The 15,938-nt window shown below is 71.6% G+C and carries 17 protein-coding genes; 4 read left to right on the forward strand and 13 right to left on the reverse strand.

Annotated elements, in window-relative coordinates; translation table 11 throughout:
- Position 1 precedes the first annotated feature (1 nt).
- The 3 genes from AAG827_RS13645 to AAG827_RS13655 form a co-directional block, all read right to left on the reverse strand.
- Positions 2-535 carry a MaoC family dehydratase gene (locus AAG827_RS13645; RefSeq protein ID WP_341926604.1) on the reverse strand — a complete coding sequence of 178 codons (534 nt, stop codon included), beginning with the start codon at positions 533-535 and terminating at the stop codon, positions 2-4.
- 73 nt (positions 536-608) lie between these two features.
- Positions 609-1,010 (reverse strand): hypothetical protein, encoded by a 402-nt coding sequence (locus AAG827_RS13650; protein ID WP_341926605.1) that lies wholly within the window; start codon positions 1,008-1,010, stop codon positions 609-611.
- A gap of 39 nt (positions 1,011-1,049) precedes the next feature.
- The gene (locus AAG827_RS13655) at positions 1,050-1,235 is read right to left on the reverse strand and encodes a DUF5302 domain-containing protein (RefSeq protein ID WP_309647732.1); all 186 of its coding nucleotides are present in this window, start codon (positions 1,233-1,235) and stop codon (positions 1,050-1,052) included.
- A gap of 120 nt (positions 1,236-1,355) precedes the next feature.
- On the opposite strand from AAG827_RS13655, the gene AAG827_RS13660 reads away from it, so the two are divergent.
- Positions 1,356-1,805 (forward strand): DUF6174 domain-containing protein, encoded by a 450-nt coding sequence (locus AAG827_RS13660; RefSeq protein ID WP_341926607.1) that lies wholly within the window; start codon positions 1,356-1,358, stop codon positions 1,803-1,805.
- On the opposite strand, the gene AAG827_RS13665 is transcribed toward AAG827_RS13660, so the two are convergent.
- The 10 genes from AAG827_RS13665 to AAG827_RS13710 form a co-directional block, all read right to left on the reverse strand.
- Positions 1,775-2,800: a hypothetical protein gene (locus AAG827_RS13665; protein ID WP_341926608.1), complete on the reverse strand. Its 1,026-nt coding sequence runs from the start codon at positions 2,798-2,800 to the stop codon at positions 1,775-1,777. The genes AAG827_RS13660 and AAG827_RS13665 overlap by 31 nt on opposite strands.
- Before the next feature lie 26 nt (positions 2,801-2,826).
- Positions 2,827-3,870 carry a DUF2332 domain-containing protein gene (locus tag AAG827_RS13670; RefSeq protein WP_341926609.1) on the reverse strand — a complete coding sequence of 348 codons (1,044 nt, stop codon included), beginning with the start codon at positions 3,868-3,870 and terminating at the stop codon, positions 2,827-2,829.
- A gap of 11 nt (positions 3,871-3,881) precedes the next feature.
- A complete protein-coding gene (locus tag AAG827_RS13675) occupies positions 3,882-5,081 on the reverse strand; it encodes an acyl-CoA dehydrogenase family protein (RefSeq protein WP_341926610.1) in 1,200 nt (399 codons plus the stop codon).
- Between the two features lie 105 nt (positions 5,082-5,186).
- A complete protein-coding gene (locus tag AAG827_RS13680) occupies positions 5,187-5,402 on the reverse strand; it encodes a hypothetical protein (protein WP_341926611.1) in 216 nt (71 codons plus the stop codon).
- Between the two features lie 14 nt (positions 5,403-5,416).
- The gene (locus AAG827_RS13685) at positions 5,417-6,718 is read right to left on the reverse strand and encodes a DUF6752 domain-containing protein (RefSeq protein ID WP_341926612.1); all 1,302 of its coding nucleotides are present in this window, start codon (positions 6,716-6,718) and stop codon (positions 5,417-5,419) included.
- On the reverse strand, positions 6,715-8,298 hold the full coding sequence (locus AAG827_RS13690) for a class I SAM-dependent methyltransferase (RefSeq protein ID WP_341926614.1): 1,584 nt from the start codon (positions 8,296-8,298) through the stop codon (positions 6,715-6,717). Before AAG827_RS13690 ends, AAG827_RS13685 begins: the two co-directional genes overlap by 4 nt.
- A gap of 11 nt (positions 8,299-8,309) precedes the next feature.
- Positions 8,310-9,368: an endonuclease/exonuclease/phosphatase family protein gene (locus AAG827_RS13695; protein WP_341926616.1), complete on the reverse strand. Its 1,059-nt coding sequence runs from the start codon at positions 9,366-9,368 to the stop codon at positions 8,310-8,312.
- Positions 9,365-11,596, reverse strand: coding sequence for a cutinase family protein (locus AAG827_RS13700; protein WP_341926617.1), 2,232 nt, complete (start codon positions 11,594-11,596; stop codon positions 9,365-9,367). The genes AAG827_RS13695 and AAG827_RS13700 overlap by 4 nt, the downstream gene beginning before the upstream one ends.
- A 50-nt stretch (positions 11,597-11,646) precedes the next feature.
- Positions 11,647-13,053 (reverse strand): phospholipase D-like domain-containing protein, encoded by a 1,407-nt coding sequence (locus tag AAG827_RS13705; protein WP_341926618.1) that lies wholly within the window; start codon positions 13,051-13,053, stop codon positions 11,647-11,649.
- Between the two features lie 187 nt (positions 13,054-13,240).
- Entirely contained in the window at positions 13,241-13,642 is a 402-nt protein-coding gene (locus AAG827_RS13710; RefSeq protein WP_341926620.1) for a hypothetical protein, read from the reverse strand.
- Between the two features lie 69 nt (positions 13,643-13,711).
- Between AAG827_RS13710 and AAG827_RS13715 the strand changes: the two genes are divergently transcribed.
- From AAG827_RS13715 to AAG827_RS13725, 3 genes are all read left to right on the forward strand, one after another.
- Positions 13,712-14,983, forward strand: a complete 1,272-nt coding sequence (locus AAG827_RS13715; RefSeq protein ID WP_341926621.1) for a CBS domain-containing protein — start codon at positions 13,712-13,714, stop codon at positions 14,981-14,983.
- Positions 14,976-15,551, forward strand: coding sequence for a DUF1003 domain-containing protein (locus AAG827_RS13720; protein WP_341926623.1), 576 nt, complete (start codon positions 14,976-14,978; stop codon positions 15,549-15,551). The genes AAG827_RS13715 and AAG827_RS13720 overlap by 8 nt, the downstream gene beginning before the upstream one ends.
- 12 nt (positions 15,552-15,563) lie before the next feature.
- Positions 15,564-15,938, forward strand: a 375-nt coding sequence (locus AAG827_RS13725; RefSeq protein ID WP_341926624.1) for an iron-sulfur cluster assembly protein, incomplete at its 3' end; no start/stop codon positions are given.

Consider the following 15,938-nt stretch of genomic DNA (forward strand, 5'->3'; position numbering starts at 1 on the left):
CTCAGCCAGCCGCGTGCCCGGGCCAGTTCTTGTCCGGCTGCGGCACGGGACGGCCGGGCTGCTCGCCGCCGCGCTCGGTGAGGTAGGAGTCCTTGGGCACCATCACCTTGCGGCGGAAGATGCACACGATCTTGCCGTCCTGGTTGTAGCCGATCGTCTCGACGTAGACGACGCCACGGTCGTCCTTGCTCTTGCTCTCGGTCTTGTCCAGCACGGTGGTCTCGCCGTAGAGCGTGTCGCCGTGGAAGGTCGGTGCGACGTGGCGCAGCGACTCGACCTCGAGGTTGGCGATGGCCTTGCCGGAGATGTCCGCGACGGACATGCCGAGCAGGATCGAGTAGACGTAGTTGCCCACCACGACGTTCTTGCCGAACTGCGTGGTCTCCTCGGCGTAGTTGGTGTCGAGGTGCAGCGGGTGGTGGTTCATGGTGAGCAGGCAGAACATGTGGTCGTCGAACTCGGTGACCGTCTTGCCGGGCCAGTGCTTGTAGGTCGCACCGACCTCGAACTCCTCATAGCTTCGACCGAACTGCAACGTCACCACTCCTGGATGCTCGACGACACGACGCCGGACATCCTCTCAGGCCCGCTGCGGAAGCCGCGCGCCGTCAGCGCCCCGTGAGACCCCGACCGGCCTGGACACCCTTGAGGACCGCGGCCGTGGCCTGGCCGGTGACCTTGCCGGCCACCTGCCCGGCCTGGGTGCGGAGCTGGTCGCCCATCTGGGCGGTGGCGGCGAGCGGGCCGAGCAGCACGTCGGCCCGACCCACGAGGGCGTCCGCCTTGTCGACGACGCCCTGGAGGCTGCCGACTGTGGCGTCGAAGGACTCCACCGAGCTGCTGAACTCCCGCAGCGCCACGGTCAGCTCGGCGATCAGGCCGCCGAAGGTGTCCAGTGTCTCGTTGAGCCGGTCGGCGGTCCGGTCGAGCTTGACGATGGTCTGGTCGGCATCCAGCACGGTCCGCATCCGGGACCGCCGCCCGGTGTCGCCCACGTCGTTGCCCGCCATCGTCGCCTCCAGGTCAGTCGTCCTCAGGGACGGAGGCGGTCAGGACCCGCCGCCGCCCGCCTTCCGGCGATGCATCTTAGGCGCGCCGCCCACGACCTCGCTGCCGTGTGCCTTCTCCGCGAGCGGGCCGTCCTGGTGGACGCCCTTCTCGCGGTTGTTCTTGCGGTCCAGCGCGGCGCGCATCTTGGCCTTGAGGTCGTCGTTCGCGGATGGGGAGTCGGTCATGGTTCCTCCTGGTGTCGCGGACAGCGTGTGGTCCCTCCACCCTCGCACCTCACCCCGACGCGCGTCGACAGACTTTCGTCCCCCGTGCAACCTGGCCCCCGGCCGACACGTCCGAGCAGCATGAAGCTCTCGCTCCTCGCCGCCGCCCTGGTCCTCACCGCCTGCGGCTCCGAGCCCACCCCCGTCGCCGACGACCCCGCGCCGACGGCCGAGCCCACCACCGGCACCTACCCTGCCTTCGCGCCGGCCGACTACGCCTACACGCTCTCGGTGTCCTGCTTCTGCGTCGACGCCGGCGCCCCGGTGCGGATCACCGTGGTCGACGGTGAGGTCACCGACGCGGTCTACACGAAGGACGGACGCGGTGTCGACGAGGGGACCCAGGCTCCCGACTACCGCCGCCTCACGATCGAGGAGATCATCGCCGCCGCCAACGACACCGAGGCTGCCAGCGTCGAGGTCGAGTGGCCGCAGGGCCAGGAGTACCCGTCGTCGGTCTACGTCGACCAGGACGAGCAGATGATGGACGAGGAGATCGGCTACGCCGTCTCCGACGTCGTCGTCGGCTGAGGCGGCTGCGCCGCCCGCTCCCGTACGACGGACCGCAGGGCCCCGAGCGCGGCTGCGGCGAGGTCGGTGGCCGGGACCGCATCGGGGTCGGTGCCGGGCGTGGCCTGGGGCGTGAGGTCGTCCAGGTCCCCCACCACTCGCGCGCCCGAGGCCTCCAGCCGGCCCTGGATCGTGGCAGCCCGCTCGCGCAGCCACCGGGGCGGGTCGAAGCCGATCGGCTCGCCCCCGCGGCCCGCGAGCGCGCGCTTGCCCAGCTCGAACTTCACCAGCCGGTGGTAGTCGCCCGTCGAGATGCCGTCCTCCTCCAGCAGGAGGTTGAGCTCGCGCAGCACCATCGCCGATGCGGCGTCCAGGGAGGTGTTGGCCGGTGCGACGGACGCCGCGTCCAGCGCGTCGAGACCGGCCGCCTCGCAGAAGCGCGACCACAGCAGCCCGGGGTCGGCACCCGGCGGTGGCAGCGTCACGAGCGCGACGTGGGCAGCGCCCACGGCCACCACCCAGTTGTCGACGATGCGGCCCATCCCCTGCTGCCGCCAGAACGCCTGGGCGGGCTTGCGCTTGCCGTCGAGCAGCCGCACGTAGTCGCCCCAGGCCCGGGTGCCGCCGTTCTGCAGGCTCTCCTGCCACATCGCGGGCACCGTGCGTCCGAGGTCGCGCAGCGTCACCACCACGTCGACCGGCACGCCCGCGAACGACCCGACCACCCGTTGGATCGACTCCGGCGTCGCCGGGCCGAGGAACTCCATGCTCACCACGACGACCCCGTCGTGCGCCTCGGCGTCCGCCACGAGCCGGGCCCACCGACCGGCCGACTTGCCCGCGAGCTGCTCGCGCCCCAGCACGTCGCTGACGGCGAGCACCTGGTCGCGCCACCGCTCCCCCGGCAGCAGCACCCCGCGCTCGCGCAGGAGGTCGCGGTTGGCCTCGAGCCGCTGCTGGACGTAGGAGGTGCCCGACTTCATCAGCCCCACGTGCAGGACCACCCGGCTCGCCATGGACGCAGGCTAGCGGTGCCGGCCGGCTAGTCGCAGTGGGTCGGCACCCCGTGACCGCGCGACGTGCCGAGGATGCGGCGCTCCCCGCCGGGCCACGACTCCACGACCGCGAGGAACTCGTGCTCGCTCGTCGGCGTGCGGCGCGTCGGCTCCAGGAAGACGTGGGCGAAGGGTGCCGACTCGGTGGCCTGCGCACCCAGCTCCTCGATCCGCGCGGTGATCGCCACCTGCTCGTCGCGTGCGACGTACTGCCACATCACGCTGTGCCACAGCACCGTCGTCGCGCCCTCCGCCAGGGCGATGCCGTCGACGAACGGCGACGCCACCTGCCGTCGCAGGACGAACGGCGTGCGGTCGGCGAGCGCCAGGGCGCCGCGCAGCCGCTCGTGGCGGTGGACCTGGTCGGGCCAGACGTACGCCGTCAGGGCGAGTCGCCCCTCGGTGGAGCGGACGTCGATCGGCATCACGTCGCTGCCGACCCGCTCGACGATCCGCGGCACGACCCCGGTGGGGACGACGCCGGTCCAGGCCGGGTCGAGCACCACCGGGCTGTCGTCGGGGCCGAGCGAGGAGCCGTCGGCGCCGACGTAGCGGAACCGGTCGGCGAGCAGGTTGAGCCCGCCGGACGACCCGATCTCGAGGAGCCGGACCGGGAGGGGACGCTCGCGACCCAGCGCGAGGAGGCCGGCCATCAGCACGGTGGCGCGACCGACCTCGTTGGTCTGCGGGGGTCGGTCGAGCCACTCGGCGACGTCGTCCGGGGCGTCGGCCAGCAGCGTGCGGAAGGCCTCCCACCCGGGCTCGGCCGACCAGGTGCCGCCGACGCTGGGGTAGAACACGCCCAGGCCCCCGGCACGGCGCTCCAGCACCAAGCGGTGCACGCTGCCGAGCAGGCGCAGGCCGACGCCGTCGGGACCGGCGGCATCCACCCACGGCGCCAGCACCGTGGCCGTCGGACCACCTGCCTCGAGGTCGTCGGCGAGGCGCGGCAGCAGGTCGGCGTACATCGGCGAGCCGAGGCTCGCGCACGCCTGTGCCTGCTGCCGCAGCGCCGTCCCGAGGTCGACCACGGTGCCGGGACTCAGCCCTTGAGCTTGTAGTCCTTGAGCAGGCTGCGACCGATGATCATCTTCTGGATGTCGGCCGTGCCCTCGCCGATGAGCATGAACGCGGCCTCGCGGTAGAGGCGCTCGATCTCGTACTCCTTGGAGTAGCCGTAGCCACCGTGGATGCGGAAGGAGTCCTGGACGACCTCGTTGCAGTACTCCGCTGCGAGGTACTTGGCCATCCCGGCCTCGACGTCGTTGCGCTCCCCGCCGTCCTTGATGCGCGCGGCCTTGACCATCATCGCGTGCGAGGCCTCGACCTTGGTCGCCATCTCCGCGAGGCGGAAGAGGATCGCCTGGTGGTCGGCGATCTGCTTGCCGAAGGTCTCGCGGGTCTGGGCGTAGGCGATCGCGAGCTCGAAGGCGCGGTTGGCGATGCCGCACGCGCGGGCCGCGACGTTGACGCGGCCGACCTCGACGCCGTCCATCATCTGGTAGAAGCCCTTGCCGGCCTCGCCGCCGAGGATCTGCTCGGCCGAGATCTGGTGGCCCTCGAAGATCGCCTCGGTGGTGTCGACGCCCTTGTAGCCCATCTTGTCGATCTTGCCCGGGATCGTGAGGCCGGGTGCGGTCTCGCCGAAGCCCGCCTCCTTCTCCACCAGGAAGGTCGTCATGTTCTTGTAGACCGAGTCGTTGCCCTCGTCGGTCTTGACCAGCACCGCGATCAGCGTGGAGGAGCCACCGTTGGTCAGCCACATCTTCTGGCCGTCGATGGTGTAGTCGCCGTCGTCACCCTTGACGGCCTTGGTCTTGATGGCCGCCACGTCCGAGCCGAGGCCCGGCTCCGACATCGAGAAGGAGCCGCGGACCTCGCCGGTGGCCATGCGGGGCAGGTACTTCTTCTTCTGCTCCTCGGTGCCGTGGCGCATCAGCATGTAGGCCACGATGAAGTGGGTGTTGATGACACCGGAGACGCTCATCCAGCCGCGCGCGATCTCCTCGACGCACAGCGCGTAGGTCAGCAGCGACTCGCCGAGGCCGTCGTACTCCTCGGGGATCATCAGCCCGAAGATGCCCAGCTCCTTGAGCCCGTCGACGATCTCCTGGGGGTACTCGTCGGCGTGCTCCAGCTCGGTCGCGACCGGCAGGATCTTCTCGTCGACGAACTGGCGGACCGCCTTGAGGATCTCGGTCTGGTCTTCGGTGAGTCCGTCGGTCTCGCAGAGGCGACCCATGGTCTGGCTCCTTCGTAGTGCCGGGCTGGAAGCTGTGAGGTGCAACGTGTGCTGCGCGAACGCTACCGGGCGGTAGCCGAACGTCCTATGGCCAGTTTCACACGCTCAGGATTGCTTCCTCACCTGCCGCGAGCGGTGCTCGAGCGACCCGACGAGCGCCTGCTCCAGGGCGGCGACCTGGGCCTCGAGCGGCTCGGCGAGCGCGGTGTTCTCCGCGACAGCGACCTCGAGGCTCTCGACCCGGCGCTGCAGGCGCAGGACCTCCTCGAGGCCCGTGCCGGCGGCGACACGACGCACGACCCCGTCGAGGCGTCCGGGCACCCTGACGGGCAGCCTCACAGCGACTCGCTGCGGTAGGTGTTGAGCGCCTTGGCGACGACCCGGCCGTCGGTCGAGCGCGGCGGCATCAGCAGCTCGGTGACGACGTCGGTGAGCTCCGCGACCCGCAGGTGCAGGGCGCGGCTGCGCGCCACCTCGGCCTCGAGCTCGGCCACCCGGGCCCGGAGGTCCTCGGCCCGTGCGTCGACGCGCGGCGCCGTGACCCGTCGTACGACGCCCTTGCCCAGCGCGGACAGCCGCGAACCCTCCTCCGTCTCGGGCGACGCTGCGGCGCCACCGGCGAGGGTGCGCTCACGCACGAGCTCGAGCAGCCGCACGATCGTCTCCACCGCGACCGCGAGGAGCTCGGTGTCGGTCGCCTGGCCGGGGGTGCGTGCGTCGCGGCGGGTGGCGACGATGTCGTCGAGGTCCCCGTGCACGGTGTAGCCGGCCTCGCGCAGCGCGGCGACCGCCTCGGTCGAGCGGGACGAGGCGTCGGCGAACTGCCGGTCGGTGATCCCGATCGGCTCCCGGTCGAGGTCGACCAGCACCCCGTGAGCCAGGGTGTCGCGCAGCCAGCGCGCCTGCTCGCGGTTGCCGGTGATCGGCTCGCGCACCTTCTCGTTGACGCGGCGCAGCAGCTCGGCCGCGACCAGCCCCAGCGAGGCGTTGGCGCGCTCGACGTCCAGCTGCAGGCCGGGTGCGTCGATGCGGCAGGCCGCCGCGAAGCGTCGCCAGAGCTCGTGGTCGTCGGCCGCGCTGCGCGGGACGGTCACGACGTGCACCCGCTCGGGAGGCAGCCCGGCGCCCCAACGAGCGGCGACACCGGCCGGGTCCATGGTGCGCCAGCCCCACTCGGCGCGGGCCCCGGCGGACTCGGGGCGCGGCTTCCAGCGCTCCAGCGGCGTGGTGAGGGCGAACTTGAGGCGCTCCTGCCAGGCGGACGGGACGGCGGAGCCGAGGTCACGGGCGGTGATCACGACGTGCACCTCGATGCCCGCGAGGTCGGCCAGGGCGGCGGTGACCTGCTCGGCCGACGCACCGGCGAAGAGCTCGTAGGACAGGACGGCGCTCTCGCCGCGCCAGGCGGTGACCTGCTCGACGAGCCGGCGCCACGAGGTGCGGGCCCGCTCGGGGAGGTGGTCGAGCCGGGGGTCCTCACGCACGACCATCGCGGCGTGGATGCGGTCGAGGTGGTGCTCACCGACGACGAGGACACCGGCCGACGCCAGGCGCGCCCGGTTGGCCTCGAGCACCTGCTGGAGGTAGGTGGTGCCCGACTTCGGTGCACCGACGTGCAGGTAGAGACGCTGGGTCACTGCTGGGAGTCCTCTCCGGAGGGTCCGGCGATCGCCGGCCACTCGACGACCATTCTCCACCGGGCGGGAGCGCCCCCGGCAACGGCTGCTGCGGCGTCGAGGAACCCGTCGCGGTGGACCACGACTCCCCCGGCCCGCACGGCCTCGCCCTCGACCAGGCGCGGGTCCAACGGCAGCCGCTTGCCGCCGCCGTGGGTGGCCCGCCACTCCCCGGCGTCGTGACGGGACAGGGCCTGGCCCTCGAGGAAGGCCGCACCTCCGCCACGCATGGTCATCGAGGCGAAGCGCCAGAAGTTCTCCAGGCCGTCGGGCTCGAGCGTCTCGAGCAGCTCGCGGGCGTAGAGGGTGTGCGGGCGCCGGTCGCGCGCGATCAGCGCCGCGCGCGTCAGGACGTCGCGCAGGTCGTAGAGGTTGAGGTGGGCGAAGGTCGCGGACAGCTTCGCGCGTCGGGCCAGGCGCTGGGGGCGCCGCAGGGACTGGCGGGAGTAGTCGAGGGCCACGACGTCCCAGCCGCGCTCGGCGAGGGCCAGCGCGTCGTCGCCGGCGCCCGAGCCGAGCTCGACCACCCGGGCGTCCGCCGGGAGCCGGTCGGCGACCCAGTCGACGAAGTCGGAGGCGCCGTGGGTGGGGTCCTTGGCGAGGTCGCCGACGTGCTGCTCCCAGTCGCGGCGCTGACGCATGAGCGAGGAGAACCAGCCGTCGAAGCGCTGCACGGTCTCGGGTCCGGGCTCGTGCTTGAAGGACGGGTCCGGCACCCGCCAGCCGGGGCCGTAGGAGACGGCGAGCATCGCGTCGGGGTCGGCCGGGGCGGGGAGCATCCGACCCTCGAACTCGAGCTCGGTCAGCGGCAGGATCGCCGAGCGCGGCACCTGCTGACGCACCGTGGCCGTCTCGTGGAGCAGGTCGCCGACGTAGAAGCAGGTGTAGACGTCGATGCTGGCCATCCCGCCGTCGGGCGAGGTCCACACGACGGTGATGAAGGAGCCGGACTTGTTGAGCACGCTCATCCCGTGGCGGCGCAGCGCGCGCCCGACCTCGTAGAGCTCGAGGGCCATCTCGGCCGGGGTCTGCTTCTCGCTGAGGTAGGCCAGGTCGATGTCGGAGTCGTGCCCGATCACCTTGCCCTCCCGGGCGGCGCCGAGGAGGGTGCCGAAGGCGATCCATCCCTGCACGCCGCACTCGGACTCCATCACCTCCAGGATCCGGTCGGTCATGTCGACCATCTGGTCGACGACGCTGGCGTCGCGTCCGGAGAACGGCCGTTGGAGCAGACCCCACTTGTCGATCATCACCGGGATGCCGGCCTTGTCGACGAAGCGCACACGCCCCTTGCCGCTGCCGAAGGTCACGGGGCCGGCGAACAGCTCCTCGTCGTCGGCCACGACGCGCACGTCGGACTCCCCGTTGAGCCACCGCTTCATGCGCTTCGGCCAGGCCACGAGCTGCTCGTCGCGACCCGGGCGGGGGGTCGCGGTGTAGGACCACGCGACGTGGCCGTCGAAGGACACGTCGCCGGAGCCGGCGTAGTCGCCTGGGAAGTGCAGTCCCGCGTCGTCGACGCGCATGTCCGGGCCAGCCACGACAGGCGAGGCTACGGCACCGACACGGTCGTCGTGAGCACGGCATGGTCGGTGATGCGACGCACCGCCGGGCCCTCGTCGAGCAGGAAGCCCGAGAAGTCGATGTCGGGCGTGCCGAAGATCCAGTCGACCCGGTTGGGACGGGGCACCAGGCACCGGCCGCCGGAGTTGGAGCCGCCGTTGGCCGCGATCATCCCGGCGCGGGAGGTGAAGTAGCAGAAGGCCTCGTCGTGCTCGTTGAAGTCACCGACCAGGAAGACGGGGATGCCGTCCTTCTTCAGCTCGTTGACGGCCTCGGCCTCGATCGCCATCGCCTTGTCGCGCTCGGGCTCACGTCCCTGCGCGTCGCGGGGTGAGTTGTGGATGTTGAGCACGTAGATCTCACGGCCGGTCTCGTTGTGCTGGAGCCGGACGACGGGCTGGGGGCGCGTCCCGCCCATGAAGGGCACGGTGATCGAGCCCTGGAAGGTGGGCGTCCAGACCGCGGAGCTCCACATGAGCGACTGGGGCACGCCACCGCCCCCGAGGGCCTCGCCGGGCCAGAAGTCCCAGGTGCCGCCGAGGGCACGGTCGAGGGCATCGACCTGGTCGCGCTGGATCTCCTGGAGCCCGACCACGCTCGAGCCGTAGGCGTTGACGAGCGACGCGGCCCACTCGGTGCGGATCCGGCCGGGTGCGTACTCGGAGGCGGCACCGCCCGGCGCGGTGTGCTGGCTGCCGAGGATGTTGAAGGAGGTGAGCACGAAGTCGAAGGGCTGGTCGCCGGCGAGCGCCTCGGCGGCGTTGGCCAGCGACTTGGCGCCCGAGGGCAGCGCCTGGGCGACCTCGCCGCGCTCCTCGAGGGCGCTCGAGGCGATCTCCTCGGGCGACATGGTGGCCAGGTCGGCCGCGCTGGTGCTCAGCGGTGAGGACGGGACGGCTGCCGCCTGAGGCGTGGGGGCGTCGTCGTCCGAGCCGGAGCGCCCGAGCAGGTTGGCCACCACGACCACCAGCACGATCGCGACCACGCCACCGACGGTGGCCAGGACCCCGAGCCGCTCGGAGGACGAGCGGTCGTCGTCGTCGTTCATCGCACCTCCTTCGGCAGCGGTCGATCCGTGAGCGAACCGTCGCCGACCTGGCCCAGCTCGTTGTTGCCCCAGCACGCGGTGACGCCGCCGTCATGGCTCCCACAGGCGTGGAACCAGCCCGCGTCGACCGACAACCAGGGCTCGTCACTGCGGACCAGGACCGGCAGCGTGCTCGGCTGCCGGGCACCGTTGCCGAGCTGGGAGTAGGTGTTGCTCCCCCAGCACCAGGCCGAACCCGTGTTGTCGACGCCGCACGAGGTGGCGTCTCCCACCGAGAGACTAGTCCAGATGCGGTCGCCCTTCACCGGAACCGGGACCCGGCGCAGCGTCCTGGTGCCGTCGCCCAGCTGGCCCCTGTTGTTGAGGCCCCAGCACCACGCGGCGCCCTCGAGCGTCACCCCGCAGGTGTGCCCCCAGCCGGAACTGAGCTGGGCCCAGGCCTGCTCCCCCGCGACCCGGGAGGGGCTCGGCTGGGGTGACTGGTCCTCGCCCGTCCCCTGGCCGAAGACGTTCTGTCCCCAGCACCAGGCCGTGGCGTCGGCACGGACCCCGCAGGTGGAGAACCCGCCCGTGGTCACGCTCGCCCAGTCGCTGTCCGTCCCGACCCGGGTCGGGGTGGTGCGTCGCTCGAAGGTGCCGTCGCCGAGCTGGCCGCGCAGGTTGCTCCCCCAGCACCACAGGGTCCCGTTGCCCCGGGTGGCGCAGGTGTGGAACCAGCTGGTGCTGACGGAGGTCCAGACGCTGCCGGTGCCGACCTGGACGGGAGTGCTGCGACTCGCACCCCGGCCCACTCCGAGCTGTCCCATGTTGTTGAGCCCCCAGCACCACAGGGTGCGGTCGGTCCTGATGGCGCAGGTGGTGGAGCCGCTGGTGCTCACCGTCGCCCACCCGTCGCTGCCGGCCACCTCGACCGGCACCTCGCTGCCCGACGTGGTGGCGTTGCCGAGCTGGCCGAAGTTGTTGCGCCCCCAGCACCAGGCGCTGGTGTCGCTGCGGGTCTCGCAGGACGTCTGTCCCCCTGCGCTCACGGCGACCGCCGCCGAGGCGACGGTCAGGACGACGGCGCCGGGGACGTCGGTGGTGAGGGGATCGGTGCCGCGGACGACGTAGGTGATGTTCCAGCTGCCCTGCTCGGTCGGCGTGCCGGTGAGCAGGCCGTCGGGCGACAGCGTGAAGCCCGGCGGCAGCTGCAGCGGCTCGGCCCACTCGACCCCGGCCGCGGCCTCCGGCAGCACGTCGACGGCCAGCTGGAGGGTGAGCGGCTCGCCCACCTCGCCGGACACCACCTGGACGCCCGGGTCGGGCACCGGCCACAGCTGCGCGGAGCGCCAGAGCCCCAGCGCGCCGGCGCGGACCAGGCGGGCACCGGCTCCGAGGTGATAGCTCCGGGCCAGGCGCAGGGCGTCCTTGACCGGGTTGTCGACCGGGTCGCAGACCAGGTCACCCGCGGTGCAGACGCTCACGACCGTGAAGGTCGGCGTGAGCGGCGGCACGTCGGCGACCGCCTCGAGGAAACGAGGGAAGACCCCGCTGCGACCGGAGCCGGCGGCGGGGGCACCGACCGGCGCCACCACGCTGCGGGGCCGACGGTCGGGGTCGGAGACCAGGAGCGCGCCGGCCACCCGGGCCAGGCCGTCGGGCCGTCCACGCAGCACGCCGAGCACGCGGTGCACCACCGAGGCGCCCTGGGCGTAGCCCGACAGCAGCACCTGCTGGGCGGGACAGTCCAGCGCGGCCTGGTCGATGGCCGCGACCGCGCGGGTCACCGCGGCGCCGACGGGCTTGCGCCACACGCGGACCCGGGCCGCGGTCACGGTGCGCCGCGCCTTGTCCACGCGGGTGCGGGTGCCCAAAAGTGCGGCGGCCGGCTCGCTGTCCAGCCCGAGGCCGACCGCGCGCACGGTGCGACCCGAGGCCGACGCGTGACGCAGCACCGCTCGTCGTACGACGTCGACGGTGCGGCCGGGACGCTCGGCGCCCAGGGCCTGCTCCCCTCCGCCGTCGACGGTGATCAGCAGCGTGTCGTCGCACCGGTCGACGGCGGCCGCGGTGGAGGCACCGAGGGCGCGGTCGGGCGGACGGACCGGCCCGGGGGCCGATCCCTGCTGCAGGACCACCGCCACCGCCCCGACCGACAGCAGGGCCGCCAGCACCAGGGCGACGACCTGGACCGTGCGAGCGCGCCAGCGCGCTCCTCCGACCGCGGGGGCCTGGTCCGGTCGTCGCACGCGCTCACGCTAGGGGCACGATGGCCCCATCTGCGGGATGCGCGCTGGCGTCAGTTGACCTCGATGCCCGACTCGGGACGGATGCCGTTGGCGATCGCGGTGCGACGAGCGGCCGCAGCGGCGTCCGCGACGGCGCCGGTGAAGCGCGGCGGGTTGGCGTAGAGGAAGTCGACCCAGTTGGCGTACTGGGCCCGGATGCGCGGTCCGACGATGCGCATGACGATCTCGTCGCTGACCAGGGCGACCTGGGTCCAGTTGGCCGAGCCGTTCCAGGTGACGTTGGCGTCGGTGCGGCCCTTGTAGACGCCGCTGACCGCCATGTTCTTCATGTGGAGGTACTTGTCGTAGACACCGTCGAGGTCGAAGTCCTGCGCGATCTGGCGGATCGGGATGCGACCGCGGTTGGTGTTGCGCAGGATCTTGAGGACGTTGTTGCCGAAGACGGCGTACACGATCTTGATGTCGCAACCGTTCTCGTACATGTCGCGCAGCTTGTTGGCGATCTGCTTGCCGCGGTCACCGTGCATCGAGGTCTGGGCGATGCGGATCTTGGTGCGACCCTTCGTCCCGGTGCCACCGGTGGCGCCCTTGCAGCGGATGTCGTTGAGGTCGCGCATCAGGGGGTCGCTCTTCGTGTCCTTGCCCTTGAACGGGTAGAAGTACGACGTGAACGAGCCGTGCTGGTAGGTGAGGTAGGACTGCTTGACCGGCTTGTCGAGATACATCTGGTCGAAGACGTTGAGGAACTCCTGGTAGATGTTGCCCTGACCGCGCACCGTGAACATGTCGTTCCACTGCGAGTGGGCCGCGAGGTCGGTGGCGTTGTTGGAGCCGTAGATCACGACGTTCTTGGCCTTGCCGGCCTGGGAGAACATGAAGAACTTGGTGTGGGCGATGCCGGAGTAGTAGCGGCAGGAGCTGACGCACTTGCGGGTGCCGCTCTTCTGCGACGCCATGCGGCTCTTCTGGCCCGCGCGCAGGCGGTTGGCCATGCGGTCGAAGCCGGGGTTGGGCTTGGCGGGACCGGCGTTGCCGCGGTCGATGATCACGCGGACCGAGACGCCGCGCTCGTGGGCACGGGCCAGCGCGTTCTGGATGTCGGTGCTCTTGACGTTCCAGCTCGCGACCCGGATCTGCTCGCGACCGGGGACGGAGTCGATCGTGCGGATCAGGTGACGACGGATGCGACCGCGCGACTCCTTCCCGGCGAGCGGGTTGTTGAACTTCACCCCGGCCGGCGGCGTGTACTTGTCCGGGGCCGGCTTGGGTCCCTTGCGCTTGCGCGGCTTGGCCGCGACCGCGGGGGCCTGCGTGAGCGAGGCACCCTGCCCCACGGCCTGTCCCACGGCCTGCGTGGCGGCCCGCGTCGGTGCAGCGGTCGAGGGCAGCGCACCGAGCAGGCTGACGACGATGGTCAGGCTCGTGGCGAGGACGGTGGCGGCGGAAAGACGGCGCACGCTGAGTTCACACTCCCTGGTAGGGCGGCCGCGGCGATCAGTCTCGCGCGGACAGGGTCGGTCGGGCAGATCGGGGGAAGTCGGACCAGAAGCGGCGTGAGGGAGCACGTCGCAGCCCCACGCCTACGCTTTCGACTGTAACAGCCGAGGCAGGAGTTTCAGGTGTTCGCCGGACCACGCGGAGGCGTCAGCCGCCGCACTTGTTGAGCGCCGTCTGGAACGCCGGGTCCTTGGCCAGGGCGCCCTCGGTCTCGTTGACCGGCCCGTTGGGCACGGCGTAGAAGGAGTTGGCGTAGTAGAAGAGCCGGGTGCCGAACTCGCAGTAGGTGGACTCGGCCTGGACCAGCCGCTCGCCGTCGAGGCAACCCTTGTAACGCTCCGGGAAGGTCTGCCCGTCGACCCAGACCTCGCTGCACTGCGGCTTGGTCGGCGGCGCCTCCGTGGGCGCTGTCGACGTGCTCTCGGTCGGCGCGGAGCTGGTGCTCTGCGTGGGCGTCGGGTCGTCGGCGCTGGTGGCCTCGCCCTCGCCGCACCCGGCCAGGAGGACCAGCGGGAGGAGCAGGAAAGCCGCGCTTCGTCGAAGCCTCATGCCAAGAGTGTAGGACGAATCGGCGCGAAGGGTTCGGGACTCACGGTGGGGGGCACTAGCGTTGCGGTCGTGAGCACCACCCCGCCGCGCGTCTATGCCGCCCGCCTCGTCGGGCTGCCGATCTTCGACCCCCGCGGCGACCAGGTCGGCAAGGTCCGTGACCTCGTCGTCACCATCCGCTCCGAGGCCAGCCAGCCGAGGGTCCTCGGCATGGTGGCCGAGGTCTTCGGCCGCCGCCGCATCTTCGTGCCGATGACCCGGGTCACCAACATCGACAGCGGGCAGGTCTACACGACCGGGTTGCTCAACATGCGCCGCTTCGAGCAGCGCTCCACCGAGACGCTCGTCATCGGCCAGATGCTCGACCGCACGGTCGTGATGACCGGATCGGGCATCACCGGCACCGTCTACGACGTCGCCATGGAGCAGGCCCGCAACCGCGACTGGGTGCTGTGCCGGGTCGCCGTGCAGGAGCCGGCGAAGGGCTTCCGCCGTCGCGGGCAGACCCACGTCGTGGAGTGGCGTGACGTGCAGGGCCTCGTGGGACGCGAGGAGGCCCAGGGCGCCACGCACCTCGCTGCCGCGCTCAACGAGATGCGCCCGGCCGACGCCGCGAGCATGCTGCACGACCTGCCCAACGAGCGCCGCAAGGCCGTCGTCGCGGCCCTGGACGACGAGCGCCTGGCCGACGTGCTGGAGGAGCTGCCCGAGGAGGACCAGGTGCAGATCCTCGAGGCGCTCGACTCCGAGCGGGCCGCCGACGTCCTCGAGGAGATGTCGCCCGACGACGCCGCGGACCTGATCGCGGACCTGCCGCCCGAGACCGCCGAGATCCTGCTCGACCTGATGGAGCCCGACGAGGCCGAGGACGTCCGTCGGCTGATGTCCTACGTGGAGGACACCGCCGGCGCCATGATGACGCCGGAGCCGGTCATCCTCGGTCCCGACGCCACCATCGCCGACGCCCTGGCCCACGTGCGCAACCCCGAGCTCACGCCCGCACTCGCTGCCCTCGTCTACATCTGCCGTCAGCCACTGGAGACGCCGACCGGGAGGTTCCTCGGGGTGGCCCACATCCAGCGGCTGCTGCGGGAGCCCCCCTCGACCCTGGTCGCGGGCGCGCTGGACGACTCGATGGAGACCCTGCGTCCCGAGGCGTCCATCGACCAGGTGGCAGCTCACCTCGCCACCTACAACCTGGTCGCGGCGCCGGTGGTCGACGAGAACGGCCACCTCCTGGGCGCCGTCACCGTCGACGACCTCCTCGACCACATGCTGCCGACCAACTGGCGTGACCGGATGCCGCGCGGCGGCGGGCCCCTGGGGGTGAAGGATGGCTGAGCCACGCACGCCGCGGCTCGACACGCCGCGCAGCACGAGGCGCCAGCTCGTCAAGCGCCCGGCGATCAACGCCGACGCGTTCGGCGTGTTCGCCGAGCAGTTCGCGCGGTTCATGGGCACCGCGACGTTCCTGATCTACATGACGGGCTTCGTGCTCATCTGGGTCTCGTGGAACCTCCTGGCGCCCGAGGACGCCCGGTGGGACAACTACCCCTTCATCTTCCTGACCCTGATCCTGAGCCTGCAGGCGTCGTACGCCGCTCCCCTGATCCTGCTCGCGCAGAACCGGCAGGAGCAGCGCGACAAGGTCATCGCCGAGCAGGACCGGCAGGCCAACGCCCGGGCGCACGCGGACATGGAGTTCCTCTCGCGTGAGGTCGCCTCGCTGCGCATGTCGGTGGGTGAGGTCGCGACCCGTGACTTCCTGCGCTCGGAGCTGCGCTCCCTGCTGGCGGACCTCGACGAGCGTGCCCAGGAGGAGCGCGACCGGGACGACGCCGTCGACAGCAGCGTGCGTGGGACGTCTCACGGTGACGCGCTTGACCGACCTGCCCCACCCCCCGCCTAGACTGGCGACATCATGAGCACTCCCTCCCTCGGCCCTTCGCTCGAGGCGGTCAACGCCGCTCTCGCGACCGTGAACGACCCTGAGATCAAGCGTCCCATCACCGAGATCGGCATGGTCGACTCCGTGGTGATCGATGACGACGGGCTGGTGCACGTCAAGGTGCTGCTGACCGTCGCCGGATGCCCCCTCAAGGACACCATCACCCGCGACGTCACCGGCGCGGTCACGCGCGTCGAGGGCGTCACCGGGGTGGACCTCGAGCTCGGCGTCATGAGCGCCGAGCAGCGCGCCGGTCTCCAGGACGTCCTGCGTGGCGGCCAGGCGGCCCGCGAGATCCCCTTCGCCCAGCCCGGGTCGCTGACCAAGGTCATCGCGATCGCCAGCGGC

Origin of the sequence: Nocardioides psychrotolerans (assembly GCF_943371775.1) — a bacterium.
Lineage (GTDB): Bacteria > Actinomycetota > Actinomycetes > Propionibacteriales > Nocardioidaceae > Nocardioides > Nocardioides psychrotolerans_A.